The sequence below is a fragment of the Pseudomonas sp. H3_C08 genome (assembly GCF_054669455.1).
On the sequence record NZ_CP162803.1, the window covers coordinates 2139825 to 2159875 of the forward strand.

A 20051-nucleotide genomic window follows, 5' to 3' on the forward strand; every position below is an offset into this window, starting at 1 on the left:
AGGAGTGAAGCATGAACCTGCAAGCCCTCACCGAACGTGCGGCCAACAGTGAAATACGCGAACTGGAGCTGCTGTCACTCGAAGGTGGTTTTTATCTGGCGCGGATCCGCCTGGATCACGGCCAGTTCACCTTGCTGGATGACGCGGCCAAGCCGATGCACCTGCGCTCGATCACCCACCTGCGGGACTTGCTGCAGACCGTTCCGGCCTTTCCCTGCGTGCTGGTGCAGCAATGCGTGCACGACGAAATGTGCGGGCGCGATTCAGGGCCTGTCGAAGAGCTGCGCATTCCGTTTTCGCTCACTACGCCCGTATGAGTCGAACCACGCACATCAACTGGTAATGAGCGGGGCCTCCCCATTTGTCGCGTACCCGCTAAGCTGGTTTTACGGCCGTGCGTCAGTTGAACGTTGTTGGCTGACTGAAAACAGCAAAATATAAATGCTGTCATAACCATGATTTTTTCTGACAAAACGGCGTCTTTTGCAGGTTTTCAAAAGCTCTGCTGAAGCCTGTTAGAGCGCCATTTGCGGCCCAAGCGGGTTATCAAAAATCCAACAACGCTTTATTACTGAATTAGTGATTTAACTAGGTAGTTACCTAACTATATAATGCCCTCCTCATTTCAACGGGACATTCAACGTGAAGCAGAGTCAACGCCTCTCGGGCATATCAAAATTCATTCTGGTCGGGCTGGGCGTCGTCATCGCCCTGCTCGGCTTGGCGCTGGCTGCGGGCGGCGTGAAGTTGGTCAGCCTGGGAGGCTCGTGGTACTTCCTGGTGGGTGGCTTGGTCATGGCCGTTTCCGGTCTGCTGATCGCGCGCTACAAGCCAGCCGGTGCGTGGTTGTTTGCCGCGTTCCTGGTCGGAACAGCGATCTGGGCGGTGAGCGATGCCGGGCTGGTGTTCTGGCCGGTGTTCTCGCGCCTGTTCATGTTCAGCGTGATCGGCCTGGTCGTGGCGCTGGTTTATCCTCTGCTCAAACGTGCCAACGGTGGCGTTGCGGGTCGCGGCGCTTACGCTGTGGCTGCGGTGCTGGCGGTCGGCGTGGTTGTGGCGGCTGGCAACATGTTCGTCGCGCACCCGACCGTTGCCGCCACCGGCACTGGCCCGGGTCTGACCCCGGTCGAGCCGGACAAGGCGCAAAAGGACTGGGCGCACTACGGTAATACCGAAGGTGGCAGCCGCTTCGCCGCGCTGGACCAGATCAACCGCAACAACGTCGACAAGCTGAAAGTCGCGTGGACCTACCACACCGGTGACGTCGCCGAGAGCGATGGCAATGGCGCTGAAGACCAGCTCACTCCGCTGCAGGTTGGCAACAAGGTGTTCATCTGCACCCCGCACAACAACCTGATCGCCCTTGATGCCGACACCGGTAAAGAGCTGTGGAAGAACGCGATCAACGCCCAGTCGAAAGTCTGGCAGCGTTGCCGTGGCATGGCCTATTTCGACGCCAGCGCTGCCATTGCTCAGCCAGCCAATTCTAAAATCATCGAAGCCAAACCGGCGCCGGCAGCCAATTGCCAGCGTCGTCTGCTGACCAACACCATTGATGCCCGCCTGATCGCAGTTGATGCTGACACTGGCGAGTTCTGCCAGGGTTTCGGCAACAATGGCCAGGTCGATCTGAAGGCCGGTCTGGGTGATGTCCCGGACAGCTACTATCAGTTGTCGTCCGCTCCGTTGATGGCCGGCACCACCGTGGTAGTTGGCGGTCGCGTGGCTGACAACGTGCAGACCGACATGCCCGGCGGCGTGATCCGTGGCTTTGACGTGATGACTGGTGCCATGCGCTGGGCCTTCGACCCGGGCAATCCGCAGGATAAAAAGGCGCCGGCAGACGGCAGCACCTATGTGCGCAGCACGCCGAACAGCTGGGCACCGATGTCCTATGATCCGGCGACCAACACCGTGTTCCTGCCGATGGGCAGCTCGTCTACCGACATTTATGGTGTCGAGCGCAGCAAACTCGATCACACCTACGGCGCTTCGATCCTCGCGCTGGACGCCACCAGTGGTGAAGAACGCTGGGTGTTCCAGACCGTGCACAACGATCTGTGGGACTTCGACCTGCCGATGCAGCCGAGCCTGATCGACTTCACCAAGGACGGTAAAACCGTACCGGCCGTGGTCATCGGCACCAAGGCCGGGCAGATCTACGTGCTCGACCGCGCCACCGGCAAACCGCTGACCGAGGTTAAAGAAGTCCCGGTGAAAGCGGCGAACATCCCGAACGAACCGTACTCGCCTACTCAGCCAAAATCGCTGGGCATGCCGCAAATCGGCGCACAGCACCTGACCGAATCGGACATGTGGGGCGCGACCCCTTACGACCAGTTGCTCTGCCGCATCGACTTCAAAGGCATGCGTTACGACGGCCTGTACACCGCGCCGGGCACCGATAAATCGCTGAGTTTCCCGGGTTCGCTAGGCGGCATGAACTGGGGCAGCATTTCCACTGACCCGGTGCACGGCTTCATCTTCGTCAACGACATGCGTCTGGGCCTGTGGATCCAGATGATCCCGTCGCAGAACAAGGGCCAGGTTGCTGGTGGCGGCGAAGCGCTGAACACGGGTATGGGCGCCGTGCCGTTGAAAGGTACGCCGTACGCGGTGAACAAAAACCGCTTCCTGTCGGTAGCCGGCATTCCGTGCCAAGCACCACCGTTCGGCACACTGACCGCGATCGACATGAAGACGCAGAAAGTCGCCTGGCAGGTTCCGGTCGGTACCGTTGAAGACACCGGTCCACTGGGCATCCGCATGCACCTGCCGATCAAGATTGGTCTGCCAACCCTCGGCGGCACCCTGTCGACCCAAGGTGGTTTGATCTTCATCGCCGGCACCCAGGACTTCTACCTGCGCGCGTTCAACAGCGGCAACGGTGAAGAAGTCTGGAAAGCACGTCTGCCAGTCGGCAGCCAAGGTGGCCCGATGACGTATGTTTCGCCGAAAACCGGCAAGCAATACATCGTCATCACCGCCGGTGGTGCGCGTCAGTCGACCGATCGCGGCGACTACGTGATGGCTTACGCCCTGCCGTAAACCACGGTGTTCACGTAAAGCGCGGCACCTTCGGGTGCCGCGCTGCTTTCCCCCTATTGCTCATGTTTTTTGCAGGAAGATTTACATGCTATCGGCTGTTGGTTTTTCCCGTTCCGACCTGTTCAAAGGCCTGTTGCTGGGCCTGACGTGCACCATCGCCCTCCCCGCGCTGGCCGACAACGATTCCGATCTGTTGACCCGCAGCACCCTCAGCGGTGACTGGGGTGGCTTGCGTCACCAGATGGATGAACAGGGCATCAAGTTCACTGGCGACTACAGCGGCGAAATGGCTTACAACGCCGACGGTGGCTTGCACCGCTCGGCGCGTTACTCGCAGAACATCAAGCTCGGCGTGCAGTTCGACCTGAGCAAACTTTACGGCGTCGACAATGCCGGCAAGGTCCAGTTGACCATCAACGACCGCCGCGGCAACAGCGCCTCGGAAGATCTGGTCGGCAACCGTCTGCCGATCCAGGAAAACTACGGTGGCCTGTACACGCGCCTGACCGAACTGAGTTACGAGCGCACGCTGTTCACTCCAGCGCTCAATGTGAAACTCGGCTACATGGCCATGGGCAACGACCTCGGCGGCCTCGACAGCGGCATTCTGTGCAACTTCATGAACGCTGGTTTCTGCGGCCATCCGCTGAACATGTCCGGCGGCAGCGGCTGGACCAACTACCCCAATGCGCGCCTCGGTGTGCGGGTGAAATACGACCTGTCGTCGTCGTGGCAACTGCGCGTGGCCGCGTTCAACGTCGACCCCGAGAGCAACGGCAACTCCAGCCGCGCCTGGCACCTTGATCCGAAACACACCACCGGCACCGTGGTGCCGATCGAGCTGGTTTACAAACACGCGGGCGCCCTGCCCGGCGAATACAAGCTCGGCTACTACTACGACAGCTCCGACGTAAAACGCATCGGCAGCGACAAAGAAGTGTCCGGTCGCGGCGGTCATTATCTGCTGATCGACCAGGCCGTCTGGAGTTCGTCGACGTCCGAAGGCCGCAGCTTGCACGCGTTCGGCCAATACTCGGCGGCCAGCGAAGCGGCGTCACCGTTCAGCAAGTGGTACGGCACCGGCGTGGTGCTGTACAAACCGTTCGAGGGTCGCCCGCGAGACACCGTCGCGCTGGGTTATGGTCGCGCCGTGCCGAACCCGCGCAGCCGCGATGTGCAGCAGGACGCCGCATTGAACAACGGCACGGCGTTCCCGAACCTGGACAGCGCCGAGCAACTGATCGAACTCGGCTACGGTTATCAGGCCACGCCTTGGCTGACCCTGCGCCCAAATGTGCAGTACATCATCGAGCCGGGCGCGTTTTCCGGGCAGGACATCGACAATGCGCTGGTGATTGGTTTGCAGGTCAAAGCGGCGCTCTGATCTCCAAATAGCAGACAATAAAAAACCCGGCTCGAATTGCCGGGTTTTTTCTTGCCTTCAAGATCACTTTTTCTTTTTGGCCGGCTTATCAGCCTTCTTCGAATCCTTGGCCTTCTCAGGCTTGCTGTCGGCTTTTTTCGCCGACTTCTTGGGCTCGGCGTCTTTCTTCTTGTCTTTCTTGTCGGAAGACTTTGAAAGCGTCGAAGCTGCCGCTGATTTCTTTTCTGGTGATGACTTTTTGTCTTTCAGATCCTTTCTGGCTTTCGAAGCGTCACCTTTGTCTTTGATTTTCTTTTCGTCTTTAGCCACGTTGACCACCTCTCGGAGTGTGCCGTTATTGACACATCGCCTGTGCGATTGACCACAAGCTAATCATTAGGCGAGCGGCTCCGACAGCGGTTCAGATTATTTTCAAGCGTTGAAACAGGCCAAATGAAGGCAGCGCCGGCTATCGCCCACGCCACCTTCAGCAACACCTGGTGAATCAGGCCTTGTTGCCCGCTGCTGCCAGCGCCTTTTCAGCATTGAAACCGTCGAAGTTTTCGAACACGCCCATAAAGCCTGGCACGGTCACCTCGCGCGCCCAGTCGCGCTGCAGTTCGCAGTACATCTGTACCCGGCTGATAAGCTTCGCCCCCGCCTGCTCCATTCGGCGCAACGCTGCCTCGTGTGCGGCGAGCGACGTGCCGCCCACCGCATCGACCGGCACGTAAACTTCATAGCCTTCCTGAATGGCGTCGAGCACCGGGAAGGTCAGGCAGGCTTCGGTCCACAGCGCGGTCATGATCAGTTTCTTGCGCCCAAGCGCTTTGACTGCCTGCTTGAACCCGGTGTCCTCCCAACTGTTGATCGACGTGCGGTCATAGGTGGGCAGATGGCCGAGTACCGCTTGCAACTCTTGAATCGGCGGTTTGTTGCGACCGGTCGCGACATTGACGGTCGAGTGGATGATCGGCAGGTTGTAGTTGAGCGCCGCCTTCGCAACGCTGGTGATATTGAAGACCAGTTCATCCCGTGGCATCGAGCGGATCGAAGACACCTGAACCGGTTGATAGTCGATGATGATCAACGCTGAATTGTCGGGCGTCAGGAGTTGATCGGTGTGCGGGTTACGGATGGGTTCGCTTGCCATTTGCAGGTCCTTTTGTATGGGTAACGCACGTCGGTAAAACGGCCGGAGCCCGTGCGGCTAATGGTTCCAGAATGCACGCGAGTGACGCCGTGCCTGGAAAACCCATTGTGCTGTTCCCCTATTCGCAGCAGTAGTAGCATCCCGAGGCGAACTGTGTCGCGCCAAGGGGAACGCGAAAATGGATATCGAAGAACTGCAAACCTTCGTCGAAGTGGCCGATGCCGGGGGCATTTCACAGGCAGCGCTGCGGCTCGGGGTTTCGAAGTCAATCGTCAGCCGCCGGCTGGCGCGGCTTGAAGAGGAACTCGGCGTGCAACTGCTGGCACGCTCCACGCGCGGGGCTTCACTCACCGAAGCCGGCGCGACATTTCGCGATTACGCCGCCCGAGTCTGCAGCGAAATCGACATCGCCAAGGAAACCATCCTGCCCGCCGGCGCCCTGCGCGGTCGCTTGCGCGTGGCGGTGCCGTTGTCGTTCGGGCCGACACACTTCGCCCCCGTGCTGGCGGAAATGGCTCGCCGTCATCCTCAGTTGCACATGCAGACCTGCTACAGCGATCGCTTCGTTGACCTGATTACCGAGGGCTATGATTGCGCCATTCGCGTGGGTTACCTGCAGGACTCCAACTTGATCGCGAGGCGTATCGGCCCGGTCTACACCAAGCTCGTCGCAAGCCCCGACTACATCAAAGCGCACGGCGCGCCCGATACCCCGGACGAACTGCACGCCCATCAGGCGCTCATGCAAGGCACCGAAGCCTGGCAATTCATGGCGGCTGACAAGGTCATCACGGTTCGCCCGCAAGGACGCTTCAAGGCTGACAACGGCACGGCCCTCGCCGCAGCCGCGGCTGCCGGCCTCGGTATCGCCTACCTGCCCGATTGCCTCACCCACGAACACATCGCCTCGGGTGCACTCGTGCCGATCATGACCAACCATCCACCGCCCCCGGCCGGTGCCTACCTCCTCCGCGCGCCAGGCCCGCATCCCGCGCGCAAGATCCGCGTGCTCACGGATCTGCTGATCGAGTACTTCGGCGAATCTCCGCACCTCGCCGTGCAGCCGCTGTCACAGCACGATGAAATGTCGGCGTCCAACTGAGGAAAGTTCGGTCCTGAAGCGATGAAAGGAGAAGTGAGGTGCCGCAACGCCTGCAACAGTCAACGCGTCGGACTGCATTTATCGCAGACACCACAGCGCTGATCCTGTTTTTCACCATCACCGGCATCCTCAATGAATGTTTCATTGCCGGCATGACGTGGGATCAGGTTCTGCACGCGCGCCTGCTGGGCGCGGTGCTGATGATTCCGGTCGCGCGACCTTACGGTATCTGGCGCGATTGGGTGATGACGCGTGCCGGTCAGGGTCGGGTGTCGAGGTTGTTATGGGACAGCATCGCGCTGGTCAGTTTTCAGGTGCCGATCTATGCCGCGATCATTGGCTTCAGTGGTGCATCGGGCGAAGGTCTGGTGCGCGGCACACTGGGTGCGGCCGTGATGATGCTGGCTCTGGGGCGACCCTATGGGGCGTTTCTTAATCGGGTGCGGAAGCTGTTTGGTTTGCCGCCGGGTGGGGACAGACCGATGTCATTGAAGGAGTAGTCGGGGCTACCTCACCAGAACCGGGTTCAACGCTGCTGGCGTTCGCCAGGTTACGTCAGCCCAAGCCCCACCGCCGGGCGCCAGCAACTGACGCAGTTGCGGCTCGTCAAACGCTTCGCCCAGCGAGTCGACGCGAAACGTCGCGACCCATTGCTTGCGCCCCGACTGATAGGCCTTGCCGAAATCTTCCCAACTGTCGAAACAGTCCTGCGCCCGCTGCGCATTGAGCAGCAGCACGCGCCAGGCGAGGTCAGGCTCGAGCCAACGCATCAGCAGCGCACACCGGACCAGAAACGCCACCCGCACGCAGGCAAAAGCCATGGCCGCAGGCGGGTCATCGGTGGCTGTCAGCGCCTGCAAATCGAGGCCAAACCACTGCTGATCGAGCGTCGCACTGAAGTGCGCCCGCACCGCCTCGTCATTGCTGTTGCTGCGGATGCCGGCCTGGTGCAGCAACGCTGCCCGCAGGATCGTCTGCGATTGCTCGGTGAAGTGATCGCACGCCGGGGAGTAGAAACCCTCGACGGCCATCGCATCGACCATGGGCCGGGCCAGCAGCAGCGACCAGTGTTTGCGCTGGCTGAACAATGAGGCGCCGCGAGGTCTGAACGCTCGCCACAACAACCAGCCTGAAACAACCACTGTGATAAGCAAAAACATGTCGGTTTCCTTACCTTACCCGCGCCTGCCAGGCCTGGATTTCCTCCACCAGCGGCGAAGACATGTCCGGCCACGGCACACCTTCGGTCAGGTACTGCGGGTCATTCGGCTCAGGCTCAATGCGCTTGCTGAAAATATGCCGGGTCGCGTACCTGACCGATACCGCTTGCGGGGCCACCTGCAAGAACTGCTGCGGCTGACGCCCGGCCACCAGCCATTCGACCATGGCCGAAGGCGCATCGAGGCGCTCGTACAATTGCGGATAGCGGGCCACCAACCGAGTCTGGGCGGTCGGGTCGTTGACCTCTTCGATGCGCAGCCAGCCCGCGTCGGTACGCACAATGCCGATGGCGATGCAGTCGGCGGGCGTCTGTTCGTCGGTGTCCAGGGCATTCAGACACTGCAGCAGGTCCGGGTAATAACGCTCGACCGGCGGCCGGTTCTGCTTGCCCTTGACCTGCTCGACAGTCAACGTACCGTCGTCCTGGACGATCAGGCTGATAGTAATGTGCGGCTGGCCTTGGCCGTCGCGCAGACTGAACACGCGCATGCGCTGCTCTTCCATCGCTTCGGCGTAGCGTTCACCGTAGCCGCCGGTCAAGGCGCGGCGATCGGCGAACTGGCCCAGGCAATGGCGCATCACGTAACTTTCAAAGGCCATTTCCGCACGCAGCGAAGCACTCTCGGGCCGCAGCTCCTGCAATACGTGCTCAGCGGTGGTCACTCGCGTGAGCAACGCTTCAGGCTGGCTCTGACACCAGCCCTGCTCGACCCGCGCAGCCATCTGCGCATGCTCCTTTTGCCACAGCGCCAGTGCCTGCGGGCAGTTGATCCGGTCAAGCTTGCCGGCCAGCGCGGTGCCCTGACGCGAGGTCAGGAACTCCACCAGCAAGGTCTCCTCGGCCAGCAGCGGCGCTTGCTGCGGATCGACCCAGACCAGCGGCGCGAACGCCTGCTGCGAAGCTTTGCCGGCGTCGCTTAAATGTTTGGCCACCCAGGACGGCGGCTCGGCGCCCAATGCCTCGACAGCCTGCTCCAACGTCAGGATGCACCGCGCAGGTTCGAAGTTACCGACCAGATGACGATAGAAATGGTTGAGCAACCATTTGCTCACCTCTGGTGCATCTCCGCGAGCCTCACTGCGCTCGGCAATGCCGCGCTTGAGTTGATCGGCATTGAGTGCGTTGCGCGGGGCGTAACCGGACTGGCGCTGCGCAGGTGTCACTTCCATATCTGCCACCAGGCCTTGCCGGCCGATTTTTCCGGCGCCTGCAGTTCGGCGATGAACTGGCGAAACTTTTCATTGTTGCCCTGATCCACCTGGCTGTTCGGATCACTGCGCAGGATCGCGCGCTGGTAATAGGCCACGGCCTCTTCCTTGCGCCCGAGCCCCTTGAGCACATCACCGGCACAGCCCAGCAGGGTTGGTTCGTCGCCTTCGTTGATGAGCGGCGCGTAACGCAACCACAGGCTGGTGGCCGCCTCCGGCAGGCAGTACGACAGGTAAAAGGCAATTTTCATCCGTGCGAACAGCGGCGAATACTCCAGCTCTTTGTCGCTGATTTCGCGCTCTTCCTGCCATTTGAGAATGCGCTCCAGCCAGACCGGAATCTCGCGTTCGCGGTCCAGCCAGTACAGGGCACGGGTGACGTCCTGTATGTATTCTTCTGGATCGTGACGGCTATAGCCGTAGTCGGCCGCGTAGTGCCAAAGCTGTTCGGCGGCGTCGGCGATGCCCTCGTTATCCTTCAGCTCGATGCGGTTGCGGAGGATGCCCTGATAATGTTCGGCGAACGAGCTGGCGGCGATGCCGCGGGTATGCAACTCAAGAGCCTGCTCAACGAGTTGTTCGTTGTAGCAGCGGTAATTGATCGCGAGGTTGTTGCACAGCATCGAGTACAGGTGCGCGCAGGCATCGAAGCGATGTCCGCGGCCGCTGGCGAAGCATTGTTCCATACGGGCCTGGCCGAGTTCATAAGCAAGCTTTTGGACTTCGCGCAGCCGCCACCAGGTCGGCTCGGCCTCCTCGCTCGTGAGATCCTCGACATGCGTTTCGACCAGGTCCTCAAGGGCATTCGCGAACTGGTAGTAGTACATGCCAGCGGCCATGGGCGGCAAAGGCTGGCGCAAGGCATCGGCAATGCCGTGCACATCGGCGTGGGCACTGAACAGGCTGAAGACGCTGCGGTTGTCCTGCATAGCGCCGGCCGAGACGGCCTCGCGCAGCATCGTCAGTTGAGTGTTGGCGTCGATGCGCCCGGCCTGATGTTCGCGCACCGCCATCAGGCGGGTAATCCATGGGTGGTTCGGCGCGCGGCGTTCGGCCTCTGCCAGCGCTTGGTCGAAGACGTTGTCGATTTGTTCAAGGTCATTGCGCGCAGCATGCAGAGCATCGAGCAACGGGCCCAGCGACGGCGTCGACTCGTCACGCCACGGCAGGCCGGAAAGGAACTGCTCCAGCACCGTTTGATCGTCACAGGCACGCATCACGCACAACGGCCACCACGCGGACTGATCCTCCGCATCGAGCAGGCGATCGTGGACCCAATAGGCCGTGCCCGGCCACAGTTCGCCGCGCATTTCATAGATTTCCATGAACGCACGTTGCCCGGCCTCTTCGATCTGGCCGCTTTCCAGCAGCCAGGGCAGATGGAAATCAACGAAGTTGTCACCGCCGCTGGATTCCAGGCTCAGGGTTGCCACTTCACAGATTGCCAATGCGCCGGCCAGATTGCCCTGAGCCTGCAGGGAGCGCGCGGCCAGACGCGCCAGACGCACTTCCCATTCCCGGCGCTGGGGCAGCGACAATTCGGCGATCAAGCGCACCACCGGTTGCTCGAACATCGCCAGACGCAATGGCACGATTTCGATCAGCGCATTGCCCAGCCACAGCCAGTCGTTAGCGTCGACGTCCTGCTCTTCGCCAGCGGTGCGCAATGCGGCAATTGCCGCCAGCGCGGCTTCGCGCGCCTCTTCCTCACGTTCATGGTTGGCCAGCACCCGCGCCCGGCGCCGGTACTGATCAGCATCGTCCCAGGCCCGCAGGGCGTGACGGGCCGGGTTGACCTGGGCCAAGGTGTGACGCACCTCGATAGCCTTGAGGGCGACGTCGACGGTGGCGTGCTGCAGATCATCGAAAATGCGGTAACGCCGGTACTGCTCGATATCGAACGGCAGGGGCTCATGGGTCAATTGCTGGAGGGTGTCGAGCGTCAGCAACAGGCCCTGCTCGTCTTTGAGGTAGTTGCCCAGTCGCAGCTGGTAAATCAGCAAATTGACCTTGAGCTCGTTGCGCGCGTCGTCAGGCGTAGTCTCGATCAGTGCCTGTCCGTCGTCGGCCAATACCGCTTTGGCCCTGTCAACGTCACCGGCGTTGACCCACAGCCCGTGCAGACGACCAATCGACTCCAGCGAGGCCGCCCTGAGCGGCTGGGCGCGCAACTGGTCCAGCAGATAGTCGGCACCGTGCTCCTCATGCTCGACCTCAAGACGATCCATCAATTGATCCAGCTGGATGCCGGACAGCACGGTACTGTTTTGCGTCATTGTGAACTCCATTTGCGAATGACTGTGCATCGCCCGATGCATCCTGCGTCGGCGCCCTCGAGTGGGCAGCGGGGACTCGTTTACGTCTGCCAGTGACCGGCAAAATGACGACAAGGATCGGGTAATACAGCGAGGTGGCGCACGCTACCAGTTGGCGTTTGAAAAACCAAGCGTGCGGGTGGGGCGCAATCAGTGATTGGAGTGCAAACAGTGTACGGGCACGATATCACTGGTTTGACAGCTCACTGCAAACGCTCCTTCGATCAGGATCATTGAGATCAGGCTGTGCCTCATCGATTGAGGACCCGCCCTACCCGTCAAACGTTTTTCGCGGTCATGTACTGGCTGAAATTGTTGATGTGGTCGTCAAGGTTATCCTCGAGCATCATCCGGTACTGCTCACAGAAATACTTCAGCATCGCTTCGCGAGCCTGTGCCATTTCTTCGCCCGACTTGAAACCGCGCGCGCTCACCCAAGCGTTGAATCGAGTGGTGCCGAACATCATCGACGCGCTGACTTTGCCAAGGTTTTCGAACACTTTCAGCTGCTCGTTCGACAGGTTTATATGCGCATCGGCGCGATCGTAGAATGCATCATCGGTCGTATCGGTCATTGCTGATTACCTGTCTGTCAGTGTCGGGAAATTGCGTAATTGGAACACTTCCCGCTTTGGCTCGCTACGCCCCAACAGTGCTGACAAGCACGTCAGTAGCCTGTATCACTGCGTGCTCCCCATGCAATATTCCACGCCCGGGCGCCAATCCATGAATACCTTCCAAGCCGCAAATGGCCATCTGATGATTGAATTAGGCGACTTGTCTGATGCCGACTGGAAGGCGCTGGAGCGCAAATTGGTGAATGTCTGGGGCTTTCGGCGCGTCGGCGCAGTCGTGGCCGGCCTGGACCAGACAATCTATCCAGACTTCGAGCGCCCGGATCTGACGCTCGCTGCAGGTTGGGATATCTGGTCAGGGCATCATTTGCTTTCTGAAAGCGCAGCCGGCGACGAATTCTTGCAACGAATGTGTAATGAGCTGCAGTTTTGAGGTGTCCACTTCGGCTCGATTCCGACCCTCACAGAGGAACGTAATCGGTCAACAGCAGACACTCTCTGCCTAGGCCTTAAAGATCTTTGCGAAACATCACGATCTTTGGATGCGTATCAACATACTGACGTATTTCATTCGGCGTATTTAGCGCGGTGTGCCCATAGATTTCGTCGAGTACGACAAGCGTCTCTGAAATCTTGCGATTTCTGCAATACACCGGTATTTCTTTAGACTTTTCGAAGTGTTCCTGCTGCAGTAAAGCCACCAGCCATAAGGTCGGCCGCCACCAATCGTAGGCAAAATCACAGTGTTTGATGACCATCGACGACGATTTACGCTGTGCCAATAAGGCAAAGAAGTTAAGTACGTCGTCAAGCATCAGTCGATCAGCGCGGTCCGCTTGCTCTATCTGGGTATCATTGAGGTTCTGCTTCGACTCATCGAGCACGCGCAATACCGGAATGACGGAGGCTGGGAACGCCAACTGGTCAACGGCGAATAGCCGACTCGCCAGAAAGCGCGCATACGACTCATCTTTGACGCCGGCGAGCAGCGCACGAAATGCACCGTTCTTGACCTTTTGAAACTCGGGAGTGGTGAACGTTTGAAATAAATCGAAGATAGAGCGCTCTATTTCCTCACGCCTTGAATGTTTGGCTTCTTCAGCCTGGAAGAGCAACGTGATAATAACTCCGCCGAAAGCAAGCGCAGTAAACAGAACATTGAGCCCGTTATAGATCGATCCTACGGGCTCGCTAAAAACACCGTTAGGAAGTGCTTTCGATATCGGCCATACCAACGCCCAGACCGTGATGATAAAAACCATCACGGTAATGCCGATCAGTTTGTTTTTTGAAAACATAGCGCGACTCCTATCGCAAATGACGCCGGAAATCCCTTCCAAAAGGTGTTATCGAGGCAAGGTTGAGGTTCGCTGGAAGATACAGAACTGATTGCAATGGGTCCACGAACGATCGACTGATAGTGCAACGTCGCCACTGGTTGACGTTCCCGTCACTCACAAATACCAGCGATACTCCCGCGCACTGATCTCCTGCATAAACGCCAAATGATCCTGGCGTTTATTCTCGCAATACACATCCACAAACTCCGCGCCCAACCCTTCCCGCAACTGCGGCTGATGCTGCATCGCACGCACTGCCTCGAACATCTCCTTGGGGAAATCAATCCCGCTGCTGCGGTCTTCATTCAGCGGTGCGATCGGTTCTTTAGCCGATTCCAGCCCGTGCTCCAGCCCCACCAGTATCGCCGCCAGCACCAGATACGGATTGGCGTCCGCGCCCGCCAAGCGATATTCAACCCGCAAATTCTTCGCGTCCGACTCGGGAATCCGCAGACACGCATCACGATCCTCAAAACCCCAACTGGCCTTGGTCGCGGTGTTCACCGTGCCGCCCAATCGGCGCATCGAGTTCTGGTTCGGCGCGAAGATCGGCATGCTGTGCGGCAGTAATTCCAGGCACCCCGCGACTGCATGGCGTAGCGGCTGCTGCTCATTGGCCGCCAACAGATTATTGCCGGCTGCGTCGTACAAACTGACATGCACATGCATACCGCTGCCCGGATGCTGCAAGTACGGCTTGGCCATGAAACTGGCGCGATAACCATGCTTGAGCGCCACACCGCGCGTGCTGCGGCAGAACAACGCCGCCCAATCGGCCGCACGCAGGCCATCGTCGAGATGGCCGAAGTTGATTTCAAACTGTCCGGGGCCGAGTTCAGCGGTAATCACCGTGGCGTCGATGCCCTGCGCCCGCGTCGCTTCGACCATTTCATCCAGCACCGGCGCGAAGCGTGAAAGACGTTCGATGTGCAGGTTCGGTTGATCATCGGCGTCGTCAGTCAGGTCGTCGCGGGGGAATTGCGGCAGACCGTCGCGCAGCTTTTTATCGAACAGGTAGAACTCCAGCTCAAAGGCCACCACCGGGTGAATGCCTTTGCGCGCCAGACGCTTAAGCACCTGTGCGAGCACTTCACGGGGTTCGAATTCGATCGGCTTTTCAGTGCCGTCGGAAGTGATCAGCATCTGCCCCAGCGGCTGCGCTTCCCATGTCACCGGTTTCAGTGTGCCCGGCACCAGACGGCGCACGGCATCCGGGTCGCCGTCGTTGAAGCAGTAATCGCCGATCGGAAACAAGCCACCCTGCACGCCCAACAGTACGCAATTCTGCGGCAGCTTCAGTACGCTGCCGGCGGCGACTTTTTCGAGCATGTCTACCGGATAACGCTTGCCGTAAAAATGCCCCGGGATGTCCAGGCAAATCAGGTCGACATAACGCACCTCGGGGTAGCGTTGGCGAAACGCCCGTACTTCGGCGAGCAGGTCAGCGCAGACAGCGTCCATCGTGTTCATCCTTTATGGTTATCAGGTGTAGACCCAGAGCACGCGGGTGAGCTGCTCGGTGAGGTTGCCGTAGCGGCAGCGGGTATGACTGTCGAACTGAAAGCTGTCGCCGGCCTTCAACGTAGCCGGCTCTTCATCGTCGCCCAGCCACAACGTCAGTTCGCCTTCGAGGACGTAACCGCCCTGCTCCGAGCTGTCGGTCAGATGGCGATCGCCGCTGCTGGCGCCGGCTTCGAGATGACTTTCGAGCATGGAGAACGAGGCGCGCATCTGCGGCGATACCAGAATGTCGGTGATGCCATTGGCGTAATACAGCGTGCGACGCTCGTCCGGGCGCGTCACCCACGGCAATTCCTTGGGCTTGGGCAGGCTGTAGAAATACGTGGTCGGCACGCCGAAGGTTTCGCTGATCGCAGTCAGGTCCGCCACGGTAGGCCGCGACAAACCGCGCTCGACCTGCGACAGGAAGCCGACCGAACGGCCGATCTTGTCGGCCAGTTCCTTGAGGGTCCATTTCTTGTGCTTGCGCAGGTCGTGGATGAGGATCGCCAGCGCGGCGATTTCTTCTTGCTTGTTCATGGTCAAAGTCTCATCAAATGCTGTCGCGCAGTCGATACCAGGCCTTGCCGATGGCTTCCAGCGGTGCCGCGAAATGTTTGCCACCGGGAAAACGGCCATTGCTCAGGCCCTGGTACAACGCCAATTCATCACTATCGCCGAGGATCGCATGGGACACCGCACGTGCGGCAGCCAATGTCGGCAGGACGCCGTGCCCCGAGTAGCCTTGCAGCCAATAACGGTTACCCTCGCCGCCAACGTCCGGCGTGCGGTTGATCGTCAGGTCGATATGCCCGCCCCAGGCAAACTCGATGCCGACACCCTGGAGCTGTGGGAACACTCGCTCAAGAAATGGCCGCGTTGCCGCCGCGATGTCCTTGGGCATACCGCCCAGGTAAGTGCAGCCGCCGCCGAACAACAAGCGGTTGTCCGGTGTGCGGCGGAAGTAATCGAGGACGAACTGGTTGTCGGTCACGCAAACGTTGTGCGGCAACAGCGCGCTGGCCTGCTCAGCGGTGAGCGGTGCGGTGGCGACCTGATAAGTGCCCACCGGCAGAATGCAACTGGACAGTTGCGGGTCGAGTTCATCGAGGTAGGCATTGCAGGCCAACACCAGCACATCGGCGCGCACCAAACCGCGCTCGGTGTTGACCCGAAAGCCGTCGCCCTGCTCCTGATAACTCAGCGCCTTGCTTTGTTCATGAATACGCCCGCCGGCCCGCTCGATGGCGGCCGCCAGGCCCAAGGCCAGTTTCAGAGGATTGAGGTGTGCGCCCTCAGGATCGTAAAGCCCGGCCTGATAGCGATCGGTGGCCACCCATTCCGGCAATTGATCACGAGGAATGAACTGCAACCCATCATGGCCCCACTTATGGCTGGCCTCGTGTTGCCATTCGCTGAGCAAGCTGACCCGCCGTGGCATCACCGACGTCCACAAATGCCCGGGGCGATAGTCGCAATCGAAACCATGGCGGCCGGGCAATTCGCGCAGTTCGTCGGCAGCCCAGCGCATACCATCCCAAAGCCGTCTGGCCCGCTCATAACCGAGCGCGGCTTCCAGCGGCGGCATATCGCACGACCAACCGAGAATCGCCTGCCCGCCATTACGCCCCGAGGCCGCCCACGCCACGCGACTGGCCTCCAGCACGATCACGCGTTTACCCGCCAAGGCCAGACGCAACGCGGTGTGCAGGCCACTGAAACCGGCGCCGATGACCACCACGTCGGCGTCATGTTCGCCTTCCAGCACCACTCGATCACGCAGAATATCGGCGCAACTGTGGGCGTAATAGCTGTCGACGTGCTGGCTGGATTGCTGAAACATTCACGACCCCATGAAATTTGTTTCTTGTAATTTCATGAAAATCTACAGAAGAAATTTCACACAGGCAACTCGACCTTCGCGATCAACCCTCCGCTCTTGCGATTGCTCAGCGTCAATTCACCGCCCTGCTCACGGACGATGGCTCGCGCTGCGGAAAGACCCAGACCCACACCGCCGGTGTCACGATTGCGTGAAGTCTCCAGCCGAAAGAACGGATCGAAGACCTGCTCCAACGCCACCTCGGGAATGCCGGGGCCTTCGTCGCTGACCTCGATGCGAATCGAATACTCGTCACGCTTCAACGCAATGACCGGACGCTGCGCATACTTCAGCGCATTCTCCAGCAGATTGACGATCACCCGCTTGATCCCCAGCGGGCGACCTTCGTACACCAGATGCGCCGGGCCGCCGAAGTCGACATTGATCTGCTGATCACGGTAATCGTCGACGATGGTTTGCAGCAGCTCCGACAGATCAAATGCTGTGGTCTGCTCGCGGTGGGTGTCTTCGCGGAAGAACGCCAGCGCGGCGTTGATCATCGACTGCATCTCTTCAACGTCGCGAATCAGTTTGCCCTGATGATCGACGTCTTCCATGAACTCACTGCGCAAACGCATGCGTGTCAGCGGCGCACGTAAATCGTGGGAGATCGACGCCAGCATGTGCGTACGCTCGGCAATGAAATGCTGGATCTGCGCCTGCATGGTGTTGAAAGCGATGATCGCTTGACGGATTTCGTCGGGGCCTTCGAGCTTGATCGGCGGTGCGCGCAGGTCGGTGCCAAATCTTCTGGCGGCACGCGTGAAGCGCTGCAATGGATTGGCCAGTTGCCGGGTGGCGACCCAGGCGACGAGCAATGTGGCAATCAGTCCCAACGCGATGACGATCACGATACGCACGCCAAATTCCAGACCCCAACTGCGCTCCGGCGGGATAAATGACAACCAGCTGCCATCGACCAATTGCACGACGGCGGCGTAATGCGCCTGGGCACTGCCTTTCGGCCAGTCGCCCGGGCTGAACACCTCGATTTTTCGATCATTGCCCAGCAGTTGCTGCAGCACCGGCACCCGGCTCGCTGGCAGGCGAAGGCCGTCATTGGGCAGATCGAAGTCGGCGCGCTGTGCTTTCCACGCCACTTGCAGCATGGCGCTGCTCGCCGCTGCGGCCAGTTGCGGGCGCAGGTTGGCCGGGGCGGCTTCGATCACCCGCGAGGTCGCGGCAATCTGCTCGAGCAGGCCGGTGCGTTCAATCGGCGGCCGTGCCCAGATCCCGGCGACTTGCACGAACAGGGCATTCAACGCCAGCGACGCGACCATCGCCGCAATGATCGTCAGGGCGATGCGCCGGCGCAGGGTGTCGCCACGCCACAGTCGGCGAATCACGAGCGGCTGACCTTGGCGGTGAACAGATATCCGCCGTTGCGCACGGTACGGATCAGGTCCGGGCGCTTGCTGTCCGGCTCGATCTTGCGCCGCAGGCGACTGACTTGCACATCGATGCTGCGGTCGAAAGCGTCATGGCCATGGCCGTGAGTCAGGTCGATCAACTGTTCGCGGGTCAGAATGCGTTGCGGATGATCGAGGAACACCACGAGCAAATCGAACTCGCCGCCGGATAACGGAATCATCACGTTTTCCGGCGAGCGCAATTCGCGGCAGGTGATGTCCAGATGCCAACCGGCGAAGCCGATCACCGGGCGTGATGGCTCAACCGGATGCCGCTGTTCACTGGCACGACGCTGCAAGGCGCGCACCCGCGCGAGCAGTTCCTGCGGGGCGAACGGCTTGGTCAGGTAATCGTCCGCGCCCAGTTCCAGCCCGACAATGCGATCACTCAGTTCGGCCATGGCAGTGAGCATGATGATCGGAATGCCCAGTTGCGTATGCACCTTCTGGCACAGGCTCAAACCGCTTTCGCCGGGCATCATCAGATCAAGAATGATCGTGTCCGGACGGTTCTGCGCGATCGCCGCCCACATGGCCTCGCCATGCGACGCGACGTCGACTTCATAGGCGTGCTGCACGAAGAATTTCTTCAGCAGCGCGAGAATTTCCACGTCGTCGTCGACGAACAGCAGTCTGCTCACAGTTACAGATCCATGCGGCGAAAAAACGCCAATCTAAAGCCATTTCGCCGCCCGGGTCATTTATTTCAATCGAGCAACATTTCTACGCGCCAGACATCAAGCGGACATTCTCTGGCAAAACCGCGCGGGCATTCTGCGGCCATTCCAATCCAGGGGGTTCGCATGAAGCTATTGAACGACAACCATTGCGCCGAGGGGCACAACAGCAATCGTCCCTTGATCCTCAGCCAGCGCACTGCCGCGCTCGGCCCTGATACGCCGATTGTGTTTCAGGAGTCGTGCCTGAGCGTTTCCAGCGATCAGAGCCGCATCGTCCTGCGCCGCTACTTCGAGCAGTTCAGCCCGACCAATGCGCACTGGGTCGAATACGTCCACAGCATCGCTGCCGCCGACCTGATCCAATGGATCATGAGCCACGGCCAGTTGCACATCGAATGCTCGGACAGCATCGCCACGCAACCTCACAAGGAAACCCGTTAATGACCCGCACGCATTCGCTGTCGCTGGCCCTCGCCACCACCCTGAGCCTGTCCGCCTGCAGCAGTAACAAGGTCGAACACAGCGGTTTTCTGCATGACTACAGCGTCTTGGCCGAGCGCCAGTCGCCGTCCGGTCAGCCGGTGCTGGCGTGGGTCAGCCCGGCACTCGCCCGGGGCCGATATACCCAGGTTTACCTGGCGCCAAGCCAGTTTTACCCGAGTGCCGAGCCGACGTCGCGGATTCCGCTGAGCACGCTGTCCGGGGTCACTGACTACTACGATGCGGCGCTGCGACTGGAATTAGGCAAGGTGATGCATCTGGTCAACCAACCGGGGCCGAACACGTTGGTGGTGCGCCCCGCCATCACCCAAGTGGCGACCAGCACTCAGGGTTTGCGCTTTTATGAGTGGCTGCCCGTCACCCTCGTCGCTGCCGGTGTGAGCACGGCGACCGGCATCCGCGATCAGGACAGTCAGGTCGCCACCGAGGTTTCGTTCGAGGACGGTTCGACCGGCGAAGTGATTGCCGAAGTGGTGCGCAAAGGCACCGGCGTGCCATTGGAGAACGACAAGCAGGTGTTGACCGCCGACGACATCAAAGTGGTGCTGGATGGCTGGGCCAGCGACCTGCGGCAATCGTATACGGCCATCCGCCGGTAAACACATATCCCCTGTAGCTGCCGAAGGCTGCGATCTTGTTGGGACGCGGAGCGTCCCCGGCTGCATTCCCACGCAGAGCGTGGGAACGATCAATCGCAGCCTTCGGCAACTCCTACACAGGTGTGCCAGGAAAAAAAGCGCCGGGCAGTGAATT

At 60.1% G+C, this 20051-nt stretch carries 20 protein-coding genes; 8 read left to right on the forward strand and 12 right to left on the reverse strand.

The features are described 5' to 3' along the window. Positions 1-11: 11 nt before the first annotated feature. From AB4N74_RS09855 to AB4N74_RS09865, 3 genes are all read left to right on the forward strand, one after another. Entirely contained in the window at positions 12-317 is a 306-nt protein-coding gene (locus tag AB4N74_RS09855; RefSeq protein ID WP_034154117.1) for a DUF6482 family protein, read from the forward strand. Between the two features lie 325 nt (positions 318-642). Beyond that, positions 643-3048 (forward strand): glucose/quinate/shikimate family membrane-bound PQQ-dependent dehydrogenase, encoded by a 2406-nt coding sequence (locus AB4N74_RS09860; RefSeq protein ID WP_460099752.1) that lies wholly within the window; start codon positions 643-645, stop codon positions 3046-3048. An 85-nt stretch (positions 3049-3133) separates the two neighbouring features. Continuing rightward, positions 3134-4432, forward strand: a complete 1299-nt coding sequence (locus AB4N74_RS09865) for a carbohydrate porin (RefSeq protein WP_460099755.1) — start codon at positions 3134-3136, stop codon at positions 4430-4432. Positions 4433-4495: 63 nt separating this feature from the next. Here AB4N74_RS09865 and AB4N74_RS09870 read toward each other — a convergent pair whose 3' ends face one another. After that, positions 4496-4750, reverse strand: a complete 255-nt coding sequence (locus AB4N74_RS09870) for a hypothetical protein (protein WP_460099757.1) — start codon at positions 4748-4750, stop codon at positions 4496-4498. A gap of 166 nt (positions 4751-4916) precedes the next feature. Further along, complete coding sequence (locus tag AB4N74_RS09875; protein ID WP_194935116.1) at positions 4917-5564, reverse strand: hydrolase; 648 nt, start codon at positions 5562-5564, stop codon at positions 4917-4919. A 178-nt stretch (positions 5565-5742) separates the two neighbouring features. Between AB4N74_RS09875 and AB4N74_RS09880 the strand changes: the two genes are divergently transcribed. Together AB4N74_RS09880 and alaE are read left to right on the forward strand one after the other, a co-directional pair. Then, on the forward strand, positions 5743-6666 hold the full coding sequence (locus AB4N74_RS09880; RefSeq protein WP_460099760.1) for a LysR family transcriptional regulator: 924 nt from the start codon (positions 5743-5745) through the stop codon (positions 6664-6666). A 38-nt stretch (positions 6667-6704) separates the two neighbouring features. Beyond that, on the forward strand, positions 6705-7166 hold the full coding sequence (alaE, locus tag AB4N74_RS09885) for an L-alanine exporter AlaE (protein ID WP_460099763.1): 462 nt from the start codon (positions 6705-6707) through the stop codon (positions 7164-7166). A 6-nt stretch (positions 7167-7172) separates the two neighbouring features. Here the strand turns inward: alaE and AB4N74_RS09890 are convergent, their stop codons facing one another. From AB4N74_RS09890 to AB4N74_RS09905, 4 genes are all read right to left on the reverse strand, one after another. Then, positions 7173-7826, reverse strand: coding sequence for a DUF1266 domain-containing protein (locus tag AB4N74_RS09890; RefSeq protein WP_460099766.1), 654 nt, complete (start codon positions 7824-7826; stop codon positions 7173-7175). Between the two features lie 10 nt (positions 7827-7836). Next, entirely contained in the window at positions 7837-9057 is a 1221-nt protein-coding gene (locus tag AB4N74_RS09895; RefSeq protein ID WP_099759189.1) for a hypothetical protein, read from the reverse strand. Continuing rightward, the gene (locus AB4N74_RS09900; protein WP_099759190.1) at positions 9048-11372 is read right to left on the reverse strand and encodes a hypothetical protein; all 2325 of its coding nucleotides are present in this window, start codon (positions 11370-11372) and stop codon (positions 9048-9050) included. The genes AB4N74_RS09895 and AB4N74_RS09900 overlap by 10 nt, the downstream gene beginning before the upstream one ends. Before the next feature lie 317 nt (positions 11373-11689). Then, a complete protein-coding gene (locus AB4N74_RS09905; RefSeq protein ID WP_099759191.1) occupies positions 11690-11986 on the reverse strand; it encodes a DUF3144 domain-containing protein in 297 nt (98 codons plus the stop codon). Between the two features lie 151 nt (positions 11987-12137). Between AB4N74_RS09905 and AB4N74_RS09910 the strand changes: the two genes are divergently transcribed. Continuing rightward, positions 12138-12419, forward strand: coding sequence for a hypothetical protein (locus tag AB4N74_RS09910; protein ID WP_257355160.1), 282 nt, complete (start codon positions 12138-12140; stop codon positions 12417-12419). 76 nt (positions 12420-12495) lie between these two features. Here AB4N74_RS09910 and AB4N74_RS09915 read toward each other — a convergent pair whose 3' ends face one another. The 6 genes from AB4N74_RS09915 to AB4N74_RS09940 all read right to left on the reverse strand — a co-directional run bounded on the left by AB4N74_RS09915 (position 12496) and on the right by AB4N74_RS09940 (position 18758). After that, positions 12496-13284, reverse strand: a complete 789-nt coding sequence (locus tag AB4N74_RS09915) for a hypothetical protein (protein WP_099759193.1) — start codon at positions 13282-13284, stop codon at positions 12496-12498. 156 nt (positions 13285-13440) lie between these two features. Continuing rightward, the gene (locus tag AB4N74_RS09920; RefSeq protein ID WP_257355161.1) at positions 13441-14787 is read right to left on the reverse strand and encodes a glutamine synthetase family protein; all 1347 of its coding nucleotides are present in this window, start codon (positions 14785-14787) and stop codon (positions 13441-13443) included. Positions 14788-14808: 21 nt separating this feature from the next. Beyond that, positions 14809-15366: a helix-turn-helix domain-containing protein gene (locus tag AB4N74_RS09925; RefSeq protein WP_093431445.1), complete on the reverse strand. Its 558-nt coding sequence runs from the start codon at positions 15364-15366 to the stop codon at positions 14809-14811. Between the two features lie 13 nt (positions 15367-15379). Continuing rightward, on the reverse strand, positions 15380-16669 hold the full coding sequence (locus AB4N74_RS09930) for an NAD(P)/FAD-dependent oxidoreductase (protein WP_460099773.1): 1290 nt from the start codon (positions 16667-16669) through the stop codon (positions 15380-15382). Positions 16670-16725: 56 nt separating this feature from the next. Continuing rightward, entirely contained in the window at positions 16726-18054 is a 1329-nt protein-coding gene (locus AB4N74_RS09935) for an ATP-binding protein (protein WP_460099776.1), read from the reverse strand. Further along, on the reverse strand, positions 18051-18758 hold the full coding sequence (locus AB4N74_RS09940; RefSeq protein ID WP_460099780.1) for a response regulator: 708 nt from the start codon (positions 18756-18758) through the stop codon (positions 18051-18053). Before AB4N74_RS09940 ends, AB4N74_RS09935 begins: the two co-directional genes overlap by 4 nt. A gap of 162 nt (positions 18759-18920) precedes the next feature. Here AB4N74_RS09940 and AB4N74_RS09945 point away from each other — a divergent pair, with 162 nt between their 5' ends. Beyond that, positions 18921-19238 carry a hypothetical protein gene (locus AB4N74_RS09945; protein WP_093431433.1) on the forward strand — a complete coding sequence of 106 codons (318 nt, stop codon included), beginning with the start codon at positions 18921-18923 and terminating at the stop codon, positions 19236-19238. Beyond that, positions 19238-19897, forward strand: coding sequence for a DUF3313 domain-containing protein (locus tag AB4N74_RS09950; RefSeq protein ID WP_093431430.1), 660 nt, complete (start codon positions 19238-19240; stop codon positions 19895-19897). The genes AB4N74_RS09945 and AB4N74_RS09950 overlap by 1 nt, the downstream gene beginning before the upstream one ends. The last annotated feature ends 154 nt before the right edge of the window (positions 19898-20051 follow it).

Excerpts from the sequence above, each read along its gene's own strand:
- AB4N74_RS09945 (WP_093431433.1), top strand. The coding sequence starts at position 18,921 with ATGAAGCTATTGAACGACAACCATTGCGCCGAGGGGCACAACAGCAAT.
- AB4N74_RS09925 (WP_093431445.1), bottom strand. The coding sequence starts at position 15,366 with ATGAACAAGCAAGAAGAAATCGCCGCGCTGGCGATCCTCATCCACGAC.
- AB4N74_RS09910 (WP_257355160.1), top strand. The coding sequence starts at position 12,138 with ATGAATACCTTCCAAGCCGCAAATGGCCATCTGATGATTGAATTAGGC.
- AB4N74_RS09950 (WP_093431430.1), top strand. The coding sequence starts at position 19,238 with ATGACCCGCACGCATTCGCTGTCGCTGGCCCTCGCCACCACCCTGAGC.
- AB4N74_RS09875 (WP_194935116.1), bottom strand. The coding sequence starts at position 5,564 with ATGGCAAGCGAACCCATCCGTAACCCGCACACCGATCAACTCCTGACG.
- AB4N74_RS09890 (WP_460099766.1), bottom strand. The coding sequence starts at position 7,826 with ATGTTTTTGCTTATCACAGTGGTTGTTTCAGGCTGGTTGTTGTGGCGA.
- AB4N74_RS09920 (WP_257355161.1), bottom strand. The coding sequence starts at position 14,787 with ATGGACGCTGTCTGCGCTGACCTGCTCGCCGAAGTACGGGCGTTTCGC.
- AB4N74_RS09865 (WP_460099755.1), top strand. The coding sequence starts at position 3,134 with ATGCTATCGGCTGTTGGTTTTTCCCGTTCCGACCTGTTCAAAGGCCTG.
- AB4N74_RS09915 (WP_099759193.1), bottom strand. The coding sequence starts at position 13,284 with ATGTTTTCAAAAAACAAACTGATCGGCATTACCGTGATGGTTTTTATC.
- AB4N74_RS09905 (WP_099759191.1), bottom strand. The coding sequence starts at position 11,986 with ATGACCGATACGACCGATGATGCATTCTACGATCGCGCCGATGCGCAT.
- AB4N74_RS09900 (WP_099759190.1), bottom strand. The coding sequence starts at position 11,372 with ATGACGCAAAACAGTACCGTGCTGTCCGGCATCCAGCTGGATCAATTG.
- AB4N74_RS09880 (WP_460099760.1), top strand. The coding sequence starts at position 5,743 with ATGGATATCGAAGAACTGCAAACCTTCGTCGAAGTGGCCGATGCCGGG.
- AB4N74_RS09895 (WP_099759189.1), bottom strand. The coding sequence starts at position 9,057 with ATGGAAGTGACACCTGCGCAGCGCCAGTCCGGTTACGCCCCGCGCAAC.
- AB4N74_RS09930 (WP_460099773.1), bottom strand. The coding sequence starts at position 16,669 with ATGTTTCAGCAATCCAGCCAGCACGTCGACAGCTATTACGCCCACAGT.
- AB4N74_RS09855 (WP_034154117.1), top strand. The coding sequence starts at position 12 with ATGAACCTGCAAGCCCTCACCGAACGTGCGGCCAACAGTGAAATACGC.